9 protein-coding genes are annotated in these 14,779 nt (G+C 38.5%); 4 read left to right on the top strand and 5 right to left on the bottom strand.

What is annotated here, in order from left to right; genetic code table 11:
* Nucleotides 1-5 precede the first annotated feature (5 nt).
* Both thiH and J2Y40_RS12260 read left to right on the top strand, forming a co-directional pair.
* Nucleotides 6-1,136: a 2-iminoacetate synthase ThiH gene (gene thiH, locus J2Y40_RS12255; protein WP_153396332.1), complete on the top strand. Its 1,131-nt coding sequence runs from the start codon at nucleotides 6-8 to the stop codon at nucleotides 1,134-1,136.
* Nucleotides 1,133-1,843 carry a HesA/MoeB/ThiF family protein gene (locus tag J2Y40_RS12260; protein WP_153396330.1) on the top strand — a complete coding sequence of 237 codons (711 nt, stop codon included), beginning with the start codon at nucleotides 1,133-1,135 and terminating at the stop codon, nucleotides 1,841-1,843. The genes thiH and J2Y40_RS12260 overlap by 4 nt, the downstream gene beginning before the upstream one ends.
* Before the next feature lie 87 nt (nucleotides 1,844-1,930).
* On the opposite strand, the gene J2Y40_RS12265 is transcribed toward J2Y40_RS12260, so the two are convergent.
* The 3 genes from J2Y40_RS12265 to J2Y40_RS12275 all read right to left on the bottom strand — a co-directional run bounded on the left by J2Y40_RS12265 (nucleotide 1,931) and on the right by J2Y40_RS12275 (nucleotide 7,300).
* Complete coding sequence (locus J2Y40_RS12265; RefSeq protein WP_153396328.1) at nucleotides 1,931-4,156, bottom strand: outer membrane beta-barrel family protein; 2,226 nt, start codon at nucleotides 4,154-4,156, stop codon at nucleotides 1,931-1,933.
* A gap of 136 nt (nucleotides 4,157-4,292) precedes the next feature.
* A complete protein-coding gene (locus tag J2Y40_RS12270) occupies nucleotides 4,293-5,132 on the bottom strand; it encodes a DUF5694 domain-containing protein (RefSeq protein WP_153396326.1) in 840 nt (279 codons plus the stop codon).
* 41 nt (nucleotides 5,133-5,173) lie between these two features.
* Nucleotides 5,174-7,300, bottom strand: coding sequence for an outer membrane beta-barrel family protein (locus tag J2Y40_RS12275; RefSeq protein ID WP_309999193.1), 2,127 nt, complete (start codon nucleotides 7,298-7,300; stop codon nucleotides 5,174-5,176).
* A 191-nt stretch (nucleotides 7,301-7,491) separates the two neighbouring features.
* Between J2Y40_RS12275 and J2Y40_RS12280 the strand changes: the two genes are divergently transcribed.
* A complete protein-coding gene (locus tag J2Y40_RS12280; protein WP_153396322.1) occupies nucleotides 7,492-8,514 on the top strand; it encodes a sensor histidine kinase in 1,023 nt (340 codons plus the stop codon).
* Nucleotides 8,501-9,184, top strand: a complete 684-nt coding sequence (locus J2Y40_RS12285) for a LytTR family DNA-binding domain-containing protein (RefSeq protein ID WP_153396320.1) — start codon at nucleotides 8,501-8,503, stop codon at nucleotides 9,182-9,184. The genes J2Y40_RS12280 and J2Y40_RS12285 overlap by 14 nt, the downstream gene beginning before the upstream one ends.
* 194 nt (nucleotides 9,185-9,378) lie before the next feature.
* Here J2Y40_RS12285 and J2Y40_RS12290 read toward each other — a convergent pair whose 3' ends face one another.
* Both J2Y40_RS12290 and J2Y40_RS12295 read right to left on the bottom strand, forming a co-directional pair.
* The gene (locus J2Y40_RS12290) at nucleotides 9,379-11,646 is read right to left on the bottom strand and encodes an aconitate hydratase (protein ID WP_309999196.1); all 2,268 of its coding nucleotides are present in this window, start codon (nucleotides 11,644-11,646) and stop codon (nucleotides 9,379-9,381) included.
* Between the two features lie 321 nt (nucleotides 11,647-11,967).
* On the bottom strand, nucleotides 11,968-14,751 hold the full coding sequence (locus J2Y40_RS12295; protein ID WP_153396316.1) for a bifunctional aconitate hydratase 2/2-methylisocitrate dehydratase: 2,784 nt from the start codon (nucleotides 14,749-14,751) through the stop codon (nucleotides 11,968-11,970).
* Nucleotides 14,752-14,779: the final 28 nt, after the last annotated feature.

Consider the following 14,779-nt stretch of genomic DNA (forward strand, 5'->3'; position numbering starts at 1 on the left):
TGGTAATGAGCAGCTTTAAAGATATTTTTGAACGCTATCACTGGGATGAAATAAAAATAAGACTGGAGAAAGTAACTCCTTCTGATGTATTGCACAGTCTTCAGAAAAGCAACAAAACACTGGATGATTTTCTAAACCTGCTTTCTCCGGCCGCTGCTGAAAATTTGGAACTGATGGCGAAAATTACCAGAGCAGCCACTCAGAAACGTTTTGGAAAAACAATTCAGTTATATGCCCCGATGTATCTCAGTAATGAATGTCAGAATATCTGTACATACTGTGGTTTCAGCCTTGATAATCCGTTGAGACGGAAAAGGCTTTCGGATACGGAAATTATGGTGGAAGCTTCCGTTTTAAAATCAATGGAAGTGAATCATGTGCTGCTGGTAAGCGGTGAAGCCAATAAAACAGTAGGAGTCTCTTATTTCCGCAATGCTGTTCGTCTGCTCAGAGCTCATTTTGCCAATATTTCAATCGAAGTACAGCCGTTGTCGGAAAAAGAATATTCAATGCTTCATCAGGATGGGGTGCATTCTGTGTTGGTATATCAGGAAACCTATCATCAGGAGGTCTACAAAGAATACCATCCGAAAGGAAAGAAATCAAACTTTCATTTCAGACTGGAAACACCGGACAGAATCGGAAAAGCGGGAATCCATAAGGTAGGTCTTGGCGTCTTGCTAGGCCTGGAAGACTGGAGAGTGGATAGTTTTTTTAATGCGCTTCATATTGATTACTTACAGAAAACATACTGGAAGAGCCGTTTTTCAGTTTCATTTCCAAGACTTAGGCCAGCAGAAGGAATTATTGAGCCTAATTTTATCATGGAAGATAAAGACCTTCTGCAACTGATATGTGCCTACAGGATATGGAATGAAGACCTTGAAATCTCTATATCCACCCGTGAAAACGAAAAATTCAGGGATCATATTATTTCTCTGGGAGCAACAGCCATGAGTGCAGGTTCCAAAACAAATCCCGGTGGTTATGCTGTGGATAAAGAATCTCTGGAACAGTTTGAAACCAGTGACGAGCGCAGTATGGAAGAGATTAGGAAGGTTATTAAAAAGGCGGGATATGATCCTGTGATGAAAGATTGGGATCCCGTTTATAATGGTTTTATATCATCTATATGAAAAAGGAAGATGTTTTTGCACGATACAGCCGACAGATATTTATAGAAGAAATAGGATTGGACGGTCAGAAGAAAATTCAGGCCGCCAAAGTTCTGATTATAGGAGCCGGAGGTTTAGGAAGCCCTGTTATTCAGTATCTGGCTGCAGCAGGAATTGGAATGCTTGGAGTGGCAGACTTTGATGAGGTTGAGCTCCATAACCTGAACCGTCAGGTCATTCATAATGAACATACTGTTGGAATGCCGAAGACTAAAAGCGCAGCGAAGTTTGTGGAAAATCTCAATCATCAGGTTAAATGCATAGAAATTGAGGAAAAAATCAATGAATTCAATGCCGGAAAAATTCTTGATCCATACGATATTATTATTGATGGATCAGATAATTTTTCAACAAGATATCTGGTGAATGATACCTGTATACAATTAAAAAAGACTTTGGTGTATGGCAGTATTTTCGGATTTTCAGGCCAGGTTGCTGTCTTTAATCATAACGGCAGTAAAAACCTAAGGGACCTGTTTCCTGAACCTCCCTTTGATGAAGATATCCCAGATTGCGACCGTCTTGGTGTTCTGGGAGCTCTGCCAGGAATAATAGGAAGTATGATGGCCATGGAGGCTTTAAAAATTATTGCACACCTTCCGGTTAATTTAAACCAACTAACCTTGGTGGATACACTAGGCTGGCGGTTTCAGACCGTAGATTTTTAATAGGTTAAAGGATGTCGGTCGTTCTGCTTATAAAAAATCTTAAAAATAAAAAGAGGCAGTAATCATCTACTGCCTCTGTTTTATCTGTTATTGCGGGGTCTGCATTACCCCTCCGCTTTCTTCTTTTTTAGTCTGGTTTAGGATGTTCGGATCTTCTTTTGCCAGTTTGTTTTTGGTTGGAATCTTATAATTGATTGAGATTCCGAAATTTCTCGTGTCATTTTTAGAACGAATCGTTACCGGTACTCCCTGCAGTGGGCTGGAATGAGCCTGCATTACCTGAGAATTGAAGATGTCATTCGCAAACAGAGAAACCGTTAAACGCTTATCCATAAACTTCTTGGTCAAAGTAAGGTTAAGAGAGTTGTTGAATGGTTTGTCTGCCGTAAAATAGAAGTAACTTCCTTTCGGGGTTAGATAACTGTAATTGGCATTCAATGTTATTTCTTTAGGAAGAAGTAACTGGGTCATTACGTTGAAGATCCAGAACCCTTTGTTGTTCAGGTCATCAATTTCATGCTTCTGGTATCCTGCATAAAGATACATAAAGTTGATCTTGTCAGGATTGAAGTTGAATTTCATAATTTCGCTCATAGGCTTGCTGAAAATCATAAACGGAATCGGAAGACCCACATTAAAATTATGGATTCTCATATTGGAAATATTCACCTGCTGGTTATACAGGTTCTTTCCGTCCCTCATGATAAGCTGTGCTACCTGATTTTTTGCTGAACTTACACTATATCCCACAAAAGCATAGTCAAAAGCAGAAACTTTCACCTCATAGTTATCAAATATAGTCGGCTGAAGGTTCGGGTTACCGTTGATCTGAGTATTGGGGCCTCCAAACGTTGTGTTGTTCGGGTTCAGGGCTGAAATACTCGGAAGACTGATTTTTTTGTTATAATTCGCAATAACATTAACCTGGTTCATCAGACTGTACTGTACACTGGCATTCGGGAAGAATTTAAACTTATTGAAAGGAATAAGATCCGCTTCTACCAAACCTTTTTGTGAACTGTACACTCTGGTAACCCCGGAAATATCATAATTCTCGGCACGGCCTCCCAAAATGAAATCAAACTTTTTCAGCTTAGCCTGGAATTCAAGATAAGTGGATGCCGTCTGTCTTTGGTACTCCAAGTTAGTTATTCCTCTGCTTTCAGTATCGAAATCCATTTTTTCATATAAACCTCCGAAGCTTACCTTACCTCCATCCATCAGCTTGATCGGCTGAGAATAATCTACTTTTAGATTCGCAATTCTCATATCCGTGCTGTTGTTCAGGATGTTTCCGGTAAAATTATTTACTGGCTGACCGTCTGTAAAACGTTCATATCTCAGGATGTTGTCCTGGTTGAATTTATTATCAGATTTTGTAAAACCAAACTGGAAATCAAGCTTTTTCGATTTATCATCAAAACGCTTTTGGTACGTTACTACCGCCTCCTGTCTTACATTATTGGAATTTGACGCATCAAAATTGTTATTAAAAGTATAATCCTTCAGGTAATATCCATCAGGGTTGGTAATATCCGGAATTATTTTCGTGGCAAACCCGCTGCTTAGCGTGTAATTATCATTATTGTTGTGATAAATGTCATAGTTCAACAATAGTCGGTCTATCCCAAGATCAAAAGTAACCCCGGCTTTGGCAAAATAGCCGCGACTTACCCTGTCCGTATTGCTGTTCAGCAATTCGTCCTGCTGGTTGAGCATCATGTTTTCACGGTAATTCTGACCCACGTTCAACTGCCATCCGAAATACTTGTTTCTGGCATTTAAATTCACAGAATTGCTTGTTCTGCTTCTGTATTTATCATAATCCGAGAATGAATAGTTTCCGGAATAGGTAGCCGTTAAATACTTATTGGCATTTTTATTCGTGATGATATTCATGATAGCCCCTCCTGAAGTAGCAGGAAATTCTGCTCCCGGCTGTGTAATGACTTCAATTCGGTCTACGGAGTTGGCTGGCATCCCTTCAAGAAAGGAGTTCAGGTCATTAGAAGTAATATTTAAAGGCCTTCCGTTCAGATAGACATCCAGCATTTTCCCCTGATACATCATTCCTGCAATATCTGTGGAAACCAATCCCGGAAGTTTTTTTACTCCCTCAAGAACATTTCCTGTATTCAGCTGAGGCTGCTCTGAAAAATCGAAAATAGTACGGTCTGCCTTTTGTTCAACGGCTTTTTTAGTTTTGGTGATGACAACCCCTTCAATTTGCTTTTCTTTCGTGGTATTGTTCTTTTCCTGTGAATAGGCGAAAATAGAGCCCAACAGGGATAAAGTCAATATAGTTTTTTTCATAATGTTTTTTTACATCTATTCAGTTAGACGCCGGAAAATGAAATTTGTTACGAAAGAAATTTTAAAATTGAAATTTTAGTTCCTTAAAAAGATCTGTAAGAACCATAATTTTTTATGATAATGAGTAGTGAAAGAGCTATTTAAGTGAAGAAAATTCTACAAAATCATATTCTGCGGAAAACGTAAGAAGTTGTCTGAATACTGCAGCATGGCCATTACCGGCAATCACAAGGATTCTGTCTTCAGCACTGTGAGGGATATTCTGCATATTTCTGAACATTCTCAGGTTTCTGTCATACCAGTACAGAGCCAGCATATCTGCTCCATCGTACTGTCTCAGCTTGAAATCTCCGCTAAGATAAACTCCATAGCCGTATTGATGGTACTCTTTACTGTTCAGATACATAAAATTATCCAGCAGGGACTTAAAGTTTTTAGGCTCAGAAGCTTTATAGAGTGAAGTAAAACTCTGGGATATAGGATCGTCGCTTTTAAAATCATAATCCTGAAGGAGGTTTTTAAAATAAAGGGAATCTGTTTTGCCTATTTTTTCCATCATGTCATCCAGAACTGATCCTGCATCTATGCTATAAAGTTCCCCAATTTTAAGATCCTTGGCGATTCGCATAGCCAGTTGATAACGTTCATCACGCTGGTCACGGTGCTTACCTTCGTTGTATTCCTTCAATTTCTGATTGGCATTCCATTCCGGCCAGGCTTCGATAGCGATTTTAGTAGGCTTGAATTTCTTGATGTAATTGACCAGTTCAGTCACTTCTTTTGAAGTTTTCGGAGATAGTACATCCACCTGATCTTCTTTTAGGGTTTTGTGGGCATCAAGATTAGGATAATCAAAATGGAATGTACCTACTACAAGAACTTTGGTCCTTGGATTTTGAAAATAGTCTGAAGGTTTCTTCTGTGCGGTCATCAATGCAGGAAGACATAGCAGGAGTGTATAAAAAAAAGTTTTCATGGTTATTGTTTTTTTATGATTAAAAAATTTTGTTTTAAAGTTTAGTTCGCTCTGTTTTTATCCTCAAAATCAACTGTTCTGCTGTTGGATTTTACCTTTTGGTTTCCGAAACTGTAAGTAACGCTTAAAGTCAGTTTTCTGGCATCCCAGTAATTATTAAAAGATTGTACATTATCTTCATAATAAGCACTTCCTCTGTATCCCGCCTGTCTGAAAATATCATTGACAGATAGATTCATCTGAAGTTTTTTATCCATTAAGCTCATTTTAACCCCGGCATTCACGCTGGCATTGCTTTTTGAGGTTGAATTTCCTCCTTTGGACGGAAGAGACTGCCAGTAATTAAGAAAAAAGTAAAAAGTTTTCTCTTTATTCAGACGAAATGTATTGTTGGTGGAATAATAAAATGACTGCCCGTTCATAACCACAGCATTGAATTTGGTGATCTGTGTATCGCTGTAGCTGTATGAGGCGGATAGACTGCTTTCCCACATTTTGAAAAACGTATCGGTATAATTAAGGTTGATTCCGTAATTGTTCTGATTATAATAGTTTTCATACGTGCTGGTCATATAAATTCCGTCAGGAAAAGTGATCTGGTCAAAATTACTGGTAGATCTCTGGTAATACAGATTAGCAGACCACTTATTCTTAAAAATATAATTGAATTCTATATTATCATTGAAGGCAGGCAGTAGACTTGGATTTCCTGCATAATAACTGTAAGGATTGGAGTACCATCTGAACGGATCCAGGGCCCGGAAACCAGGACGGTTGATTCTTCTGGAATAATTCAGACTGAACTGGTTATTTTCATTGGCTTTATAGGAAATATAGGCTGATGGGAATAGTTTTCCATATTTATTTTCAGATCGTGACAGTGTGGTTGGTGAATATCCGTTCGTTTCGGTATATTCATACCGGAAACCCAGCTTTGCAGACCATTTTTCGCCAAAATCCTTGCTCGCACTGATGTATGCTGCATAATTTTTTTCATCATAATCAAAAAGATTACTTCTCTCCGGATCTATGATATAGTCATTTCCGGTCAGGTTAAAATAGCCGATGTCTGAACGGTTGGAAAACTGGCTGTACTTTAGTCCGGTTTCCATCTGAATTTTTTTTAAGTTTAAAGCAAGATCTGCCTGTCCCGAATAAATTTTATAATCAACAGATGAAAGGTTTCTTACAATCTTCTCCGCCGAATCCGAAAGATCAGTCGTTATAAAATTAACATTGTTTTCCGGTAAATTTCCATAATAATTGGCTCCTATACTTAGCTTATGTTCTCCCAATTTCTGATCAAAATATAAATTAAGCATCTGGGATTTTGAGGTTGAACGATGTTTAGAATTGGTATTGGTTCTCAGGATAACAGCATCCCCGTTAAAATAATTCTGAAAAGAAGCAATATCCATATTAGAATGTCCACGGGCAATGTCGTAAATCAGACCTAAATTTGATTTTTCAGTCACTGCATAATCAAGGTTGATATTGGCTCCCAGGCCGTCATTCATGTCCCGCCTGTCATCCTGGCTCACAGATGAACGGGTGCTGCTCACAGTATAGTTTTCTACAGAACGCTTGTCTTCATCGTAGCCACGGAGTTTTAATGAAGCTTTTAGTTTTTTATTCTGATAATTCAGGCTTGTACTTCCTCCAAAACCTGCATAGGTAGCCTGTTTGTAGTACGAATTCAGAAAGCCGCTCCATCCCAGGTTCTGGTTTTTCTTCAGAACGATATTGATGATTCCGCTGTTTCCCTGAGCGTCATACTTAGCCGGAGGAGTGGTGATCACTTCAATTTTGGCAATATTCTCAGAACGAAGGTTTTTCAGATAATTCATCAGCTCTGTTCCTGAAAGATTCAGCATACGGTCATTGACCATTACAGAAACACCGCTTTTCCCTATAATAGAAAGAAGTCCTTTGTCTTCATCAACTTTTAGCAGAGGTGTGTTGGCCAGAACCTCTGTTCCGGAGCTCCCTTGTGAGACCATTGAGTTCTGAACATCATACACAAGGCGGTCTACCTTCCGTTCTATAATTTTTTTCTTTCCCTCCAGAGATATAGATTCAATGATTTTCACTTTTACAGTATCGCCCGTCGTTTGGGCAGAGAAAAACATACTGCATAATGCTGAAGTGAGAATGGTTATTTTTTTCATGTTTATTTCTATAATAATAGCCGATATTGGGCTTGTATTATTTTTTGTAAAGCTATCAGGAAAAAACTGAGTGGGCAACAGCAATTAGATGAAACGGTTATTTTTTGACGACAAATAAGTTTTATCGGAAATTTTACAGGGTTCATCGAAAATTTGTAGGGTTTGTCTGGTGTAACTTTTATTTTTATGCGATGAAAAAGAAACAGCTTTTATCCCTGCATATTTTCTATTGGTGCCTCTATTTCATCAAAGAAGTGCTCGAATTTAATTTTAGTATGAAAGAACTGAGTAAACTATATCTTGTTTTTTCTGTTACTTTTTTCATCACCAGTTTTTGCTGTTTCTACATTAATTACTTTTGGGTCGTTCCGAAATTTTTTGATCTGAATAAATTCTATAAAATCATTATCGGGTATTTTATAAGTGTTTTCTGTTTTGTCATTATACGGTATTCTGTGGAGGAGACGCTCTTGCCTGCTTTATTTGGAATAAGAAATTATGCAGAAGGAACCGGACTTGCCTTTTACTTCTATGATAATATCTATTTCAGCTTTATTACCATTTTTGTGAGTACGGTTCTATGTATTTTTAAGTTGTATTCTGCGATGGAAACTGAAAAGAATAGACTCATGACCGAAAAGAAAGACGCAGAACTTCAGGCACTGAAAACGCAGATCAATCCGCATTTTATTTTTAATTCCCTGAATAATATTTACTCTTTGGTATATCAAAATTCTGAAAAGGCGCTTCCTGCGATAGAAGAGCTGAGCCGCTTACTGAGGTACAGTACAAAAGACCTTGAAAAGCCTTTGATCCGGTTGGAAAAAGAAATAGGTTATATTGAAAGCCTGATCGCTCTGGAAAGTTTAAGAATTAAAAACCCGGAACTGCTTGTCATTGAAAAGAATATTAATAATCCGGATCAGGGAATCTCTCCCATGCTGTTGGTTCCGTTTGTAGAAAATGCTTTTAAACATGGTGATTTCAGAGATAAAGGTTTTGAACTTAAAATATCTGATAAAAAAGGATCGCTGCATTTTTATCTTCATAATTTTAAGAACAACAGATCTAAAGATGATTTTTCAGGAATTGGTATTGAAAATGTCAGGAAAAGGCTTGAAATTTTATATCCTGCTCACCAGTTGTCTATTCGTGAAAATGAATCTGAATTTGTTGTAGATTTGAAAATAACTTTTCCGCATGAAAACCATTAAATGTATTATTGTTGATGATGAACCGCTGGCTATCTCGCTGCTGGAAAATTACGTGCGGAAAGTTCCCTTTTTAGAACTGGTCTTCTCCGCAGAAAACCCCATTACAGCGTTGGAATATATCCGGACTAATAATTGTGATCTTATCTTTCTGGATATTCAGATGCCGGAACTTACAGGAATCAACTTTATGAAAATCGTAGGAGATTCACACAAGTATATTTTAACGACTGCTTATTCTGAATATGCATTGGAAGGCTATGAACATCATGTGGTAGATTATCTTCTGAAGCCGATTTCTTTTGATAGATTTTATAAAAGCGTGGAAAAAGCCCGGGAGCGTTTTTCTTTTCATGAAAATAAAAGAGAGTCATATTTCTTTGTTAAATCTTCAGGGCAGCAGCACCGGATCAATTATAATGACATCCTTTATATTGAAAGCATCAAAGATTACGTAAATATCCGTACAACAGATCAGGAATATATTGTTCTGGATACCCTGAAATCTCTGGAGAACCAGCTTTCAGACGATTTTATACGGATTCATAAATCTTTTATCATCAATCTGGATAAAATCAAAAATATAGGCCTTAAGAAAGTGATATTGGAATCTGAACAGGAAGTTCCGATTGGGGAGAGCTATAGAGCAAATCTGTTAAATAAGCTAAAATAAGTAAGCTATTCAAACCTATAAGATTTGGATGTTTTTTTTATCAAAAATCTGCTTAATCTGCAACATCAGTGAGAGGTTAAAAAAGACTATTATACAGGGTTCGGTTAAATTCTTTTTGAAAGACATAAAATAAAAAGACAGCTTCCTCAGAAACTGCCTTTTTTATGATTAATCAATCTAACAATTAATTCTTATTATTTCTCTTGTTGTTTAATCAGGTTCAATGCAGAACCAGCCTTGAACCAATCAATTTGTTGATCGTTGTAGGTGTGGTTGGCCATGATAATGTCTTTAGTTCCGTCTTTATGAATGAATTCTAAAGTTAATTGTTTTCTTGGAGCAAACTGGTCAAGGTCTAAGAAGTTCACTGTGTCATCTTCCTGAATTTTATCGTAATCAGCTTCATTAGCGAAAGTAATTCCAAGCATCCCTTGTTTTTTAAGGTTGGTTTCGTGGATTCTCGCAAATGATTTTACCAATACCGCTTTTACTCCAAGGTGTCTCGGCTCCATGGCAGCATGCTCTCTTGAAGAACCTTCACCATAATTTTGGTCTCCCACAACAATGGTCGGCACGCCTGCTGCTTTGTAAGCTCTTTGTACAGCCGGAACTTCACCGTATTCACCGGTTAGCTCATTTTTAACCTTATTGGTTTCCATATTGTAAGCGTTTACTGCTCCAATCAACATGTTGTTTGAAATATTGTCTAAATGACCTCTGTATTTCAACCATGGTCCAGCCATAGAAATATGATCAGTTGTACATTTTCCGAAAGCTTTGATCAGTACTTTTGCGCCTTCAATATTTTTACCGTCCCAAGCAGGGAACTCTTCTAATAACTGAAGCCTGTCGGAAGTAGGACTTACATTCACAACAACGCTGGAACCATCTGCCGATGGAGCCTGATAACCGTTGTCATCTACTGCAAAACCTCTTGCAGGAAGTTCAGAGCCTTTAGGCTCATCCAGTTTTACCTGTTCGCCGGCTTCGTTCGTTAGAGTATCTGTAATTGGGTTGAAGTCTAGTCTTCCTGAGATTGCTACAGCAGCTACCATTTCCGGAGAGGCTACGAAAGCATGAGTGTTCGGGTTTCCATCAGCTCTTTTTGCAAAGTTTCTGTTGAAAGAGTGAATAATAGAGTTTTTCTCTCCTTTTTCAGCGCCTTCTCTGTCCCATTGACCGATACATGGTCCGCAGGCATTGGTAAAGATTCTGGCGTTCTCAAATTTTCTGAAAGAATTAAGGAATCCGTCTCTTTCTGCTGTGAATTTTACCTGTTCAGAACCTGGATTGATCCCTAAGATTGCTTTTGGCTTAACCCCTTTAGATACGGCATCTTCCACAATAGAAGCAGCTCTTGATAAATCTTCATATGAAGAGTTGGTACATGAGCCTATAAGTGCCCATTCAACCTCAAGCGGCCATCCGTTTGCTTCAGCCTTCGCTCTGAATTCAGCAACTGGAGTTGCTAAGTCCGGAGTAAAAGGTCCATTTAAATGTGGAGTAAGCTCAGAAAGGTTGATTTCAATTAATTGATCAAAATACTGTTCAGGATTGGCATAAACCTCAGAGTCACCAGTTAAGTGTTCTGCAATTTTATCAGCAGCATCTACTACATCTTGTCTTCCTGTTGCAGCCAGGTATCTTCTCATAGAGTCATCATACCCGAAAGTGGAAGTAGTGGCACCAATTTCGGCACCCATATTACAGATTGTACCTTTACCTGTTGCTGAAAGAGATTGGGCTCCTTCACCAAAGTATTCTACGATACATCCTGTACCTCCTTTTACGGTAAGAATTCCTGCTACTTTCAGAATAACATCTTTAGCGGAAGTCCATCCATTCATTTTTCCGGTTAATTTAACCCCGATAAGTTTAGGCATTTTAAGCTCCCAGGCCATTCCGGCCATTACGTCTACTGCATCAGCACCTCCTACACCAATAGCGACCATTCCTAGTCCTCCGGCGTTTACCGTATGGGAGTCTGTACCAATCATCATCCCTCCCGGGAATGCATAATTTTCAAGGACAACCTGGTGAATGATACCTGCTCCCGGTTTCCAGAACCCGATTCCGTATTTATCACATACAGAACTTAAGAAGTTAAATACCTCGGAATTTTTGTTGATACCTTCCTGTAAATCTTTATCTGCCCCTACTTTCGCCTGGATCAGGTGATCGGCGTGTGCTGTTGAAGGAACGGCAACTTTAGCTTTTCCGGCCTGCATGAACTGTAAAAGCGCCATTTGCGCTGTTGCATCCTGCATGGCTACTCTGTCCGGTGCAAAATCCACATAAGAGTTTCCTCTTTCATATGCTTGTTTAGCATTCCCCTCCCAAAGGTGGGTGTAAAGAATTTTTTCTGAAAGGGTAAGAGGTTTTCCTACGATTTGTCTTGCTATAGCAATTCTCTCAGGGTAACGCTCGTACACTTTTTTGATCATATCAATATCAAAAGTCATATCTTATTTTAGTTTTGTTTTTTTTATTAATGAATATTTTCTTTTTCAGCGATTGAAAAAGAAAAATCAATTTTTTATACATCAAAAAACGTTCCTATAATCCAGAAACAGGGGGTATTTTGATTCTAAAATCAATAGATTTTATAATTTTCAATTTAAGAAAAAATAGAATTTATTTTCTGGATTTTATTGAAAAAAAAACGTAACTATCTTAAAATAGAAACATTCTAAACAAAAAATTGAAAGATTTTAAGTCCGGGAGGACTAAAATCTTTCAATTATATTATTTTAAATCGTCTTGCGACTTAAGTATTAATCAAATTAGTGAGCGCTTGTACTTGTTAATTCCTTAATGGAAGGTACGAAAGTAGTAAGGTCAATACCTTCTACAGCAGCTTTATATTCATCAATGCTTGGAATTCTTCCAATGATGGCAGAAAGCACAACTACCGGAGTTGAAGCCAATAAAGATTCTCCTTTTTTGCGTTCAGAATCTTCAACCACTCTTCCCTGGAAAAGACGGGTAGAAGTAGCTAAAACGGTATCTCCTTTCGCTGCTTTTTCCTGGTTACCCATACAAAGGTTACATCCCGGACGCTCAAGGTACATTACATTTTCGTATTCTGTACGGGCCTCCCCTTTTGGAGCATTGTCATTAAATTCAAAACCTGAATATTTCTCTAATAATTCCCAGTCTCCTTCAGCTTTTAACTCGTCAATGATGTTGTAAGTAGGAGCTGCCACTACAAGAGGTGCGTTAAATTCTACTTTCCCTTGTTGTTTTTCAAGGTTTCTCAACATCTGGGAAACAATCTTAAGGTCACCTTTGTGAACCATACAAGATCCTACGAAACCAAGGTCTACTTTTTTCTCTCCACCGTAGTAAGAAAGATCTCTGATCGTATCATGGGTATATCTCTTGGAAACATCTTCGTTGTTTACATCCGGGTCAGCAATCATTGGTTCAACAATCACATCAAGATCTACAACAACTTCAGCATAATATTTAGCGTTGGAATCCGGAGTCAGTGCTGGTTTTTCACCTGATCTGATCTCTTCAATTCTCTTATTTGCTTTATCAATTAATCCCTGAAGAACTTTGTTGTGGTTATCCATTCCTTTGTCGATCATGATCTGGATTCTGCCTTTGGCAATTTCCAATGATTCGATTAGGGTATTGTCTTCAGAAATGTTGATAGATGCTTTCGCTTTCATTTCAGCAGTCCAGTCTGTAAAGGTGAAGGCCTGGTCAGCAGGAAGTGTTCCGATGTGAACTTCAATAATTCTTCCCTGGAATACGTTTTCTCCTCCAAACTGCTTCAACATCTGAGCCTGAGTAGCATGTACCACATCACGGAAGTCCATGTGAGGTTTCATTTCACCTTTGAACGTTACTTTTACAGATTCAGGAATTGGCATAGAAGCCTCACCTGTAGCTAATGCAAGAGCAACCGTTCCAGAGTCGGCTCCGAAAGCCACTCCTTTAGACATTCTTGTGTGAGAGTCTCCTCCGATGATAATTGCCCACTCATCTACGGTAATATCGTTAAGAACTTTGTGAATTACGTCAGTCATTGCGTGGTATTCACCTTTCGGGTCACGGGCTGTAATCAATCCGAAATCGTTCATAAATTTCATCAGCTTAGGAATGTTAGCCTGAGCTTTTTTATCCCAAACAGAAGCGGTATGGCATCCTGATTGGTATGCACCGTCAACAATTGGAGAAATGACAGTTGCAGCCATTGATTCCAGTTCCTGAGAAGTCATAAGACCTGTCGTATCCTGTGAGCCAACAATGTTTACCTGTACACGAACATCAGAACCGGCATGTAATACTTTTCCTGGCGTTGTACCTACGGCATTTCTGTTAAAGATTTTTTCAACAGCTGTAAGGCCTTGTCCTTCATGAGAAATCTCTTTGGACGGAGCAAAAACAGTGGGTGCTTCAATACCTAAAACCTGAGCGGCAAATGTTTGTAATTTTTTACCAAATACAATAGCGTATGAACCTCCGGCTTTGATGAATTCCATTTTCTGAGGAGTTAATGCCTTAGAAATGTCAATCAGCTCCTGATCACCGTTATATAATTTTTTCTCTTTTATATTGATGGTAAGAACAGTTCCTGTAGCTACTGAATAAGCTTCTTCAAGAATGACTTCTCCAGCTTCGTTGCGGACAGGGTTTCCGTTTTCGTCTGTTTTCTTTACCCAGTTTTTAAGATCGATACCGATACCTCCGGTAACATCAACGGTAGTAAGGAAGATAGGAGAAATACCGTTTGTTCCTCCAACAATCGGAGCAATATTTACGAATGGTACATATGGGCTGGCTTGTTTACCTGTCCAAAGAGCCACGTTGTTTACCCCTGACATTCTGGATGAACCTACTCCCATGGTTCCTTTTTCAGCGATAAGCATCACGCTTGCATCAGGATGCTGTGCCTGTAAAGCCTTGATTTCTTCCTGCGCCTGAGGCGTAATCATACATTTACCATGAAGTTCACGGTCTGATCTTGAGTGAGCCTGGTTACCCGGAGAAAGTAAGTCTGTTGAAATATCCCCTTCGCCAGCAATAAAAGTAACCACTTTAATTTCGTCAGCTACTTCAGGAAGTTTTGTGAAGAATTCAGCCTGTGCATAGCTTTCAAGAATTTCTTTTGCGATTTCGTTACCGCTGTTGTATGCCTCTTTAAGACGGTTGGTATCGGCTTCGTAAAGGAAGACCTGAGTTTTAAGAACTTCTGCAGCTTGTTTAGCAATGACAGCATCATCACCTAAAGCTAAGTCTAATAATACTTCAATGGATTTACCTCCTTTCATATGAGATAATAATTCAAATGCGAAAGCAGGAGATATTTCTTCTACTATGGATTCACCAAGAATGATTTCTTTTAAAAACTTAGCTTTTACGCCTGCTGCACTTGTCGTTCCCGGTAGGGTGTTATAGATGAAAAATTTAAGAGAATCTGCCCTGTATTCATTGTCTGAATCTTTAATCTGTGCAATGATTTCGCTTAGTAATTCAGCACCGTCAATCGGTTTTGGATGAAGCCCCTGGTTTTTTCTTTCCTCAATCTCTTTGATGTAATCCTTATACATATTCATAATAGAAGTTCTTTCATTGTAAAGGCAG

Origin of the sequence: Chryseobacterium sp. 2987, from assembly GCF_031456375.1 — a bacterium.
GTDB lineage: Bacteria > Bacteroidota > Bacteroidia > Flavobacteriales > Weeksellaceae > Chryseobacterium > Chryseobacterium vaccae.

Excerpts from the sequence above, each read along its gene's own strand:
- thiH (WP_153396332.1), top strand. The coding sequence starts at position 6 with ATGAGCAGCTTTAAAGATATTTTTGAACGCTATCACTGGGATGAAATA.
- J2Y40_RS12260 (WP_153396330.1), top strand. The coding sequence starts at position 1,133 with ATGAAAAAGGAAGATGTTTTTGCACGATACAGCCGACAGATATTTATA.
- J2Y40_RS12265 (WP_153396328.1), bottom strand. The coding sequence starts at position 4,156 with ATGAAAAAAACTATATTGACTTTATCCCTGTTGGGCTCTATTTTCGCC.
- J2Y40_RS12270 (WP_153396326.1), bottom strand. The coding sequence starts at position 5,132 with ATGAAAACTTTTTTTTATACACTCCTGCTATGTCTTCCTGCATTGATG.
- J2Y40_RS12275 (WP_309999193.1), bottom strand. The coding sequence starts at position 7,300 with ATGAAAAAAATAACCATTCTCACTTCAGCATTATGCAGTATGTTTTTC.
- J2Y40_RS12280 (WP_153396322.1), top strand. The coding sequence starts at position 7,492 with ATGAAAAAGAAACAGCTTTTATCCCTGCATATTTTCTATTGGTGCCTC.
- J2Y40_RS12285 (WP_153396320.1), top strand. The coding sequence starts at position 8,501 with ATGAAAACCATTAAATGTATTATTGTTGATGATGAACCGCTGGCTATC.
- J2Y40_RS12290 (WP_309999196.1), bottom strand. The coding sequence starts at position 11,646 with ATGACTTTTGATATTGATATGATCAAAAAAGTGTACGAGCGTTACCCT.
- J2Y40_RS12295 (WP_153396316.1), bottom strand. The coding sequence starts at position 14,751 with ATGAATATGTATAAGGATTACATCAAAGAGATTGAGGAAAGAAAAAAC.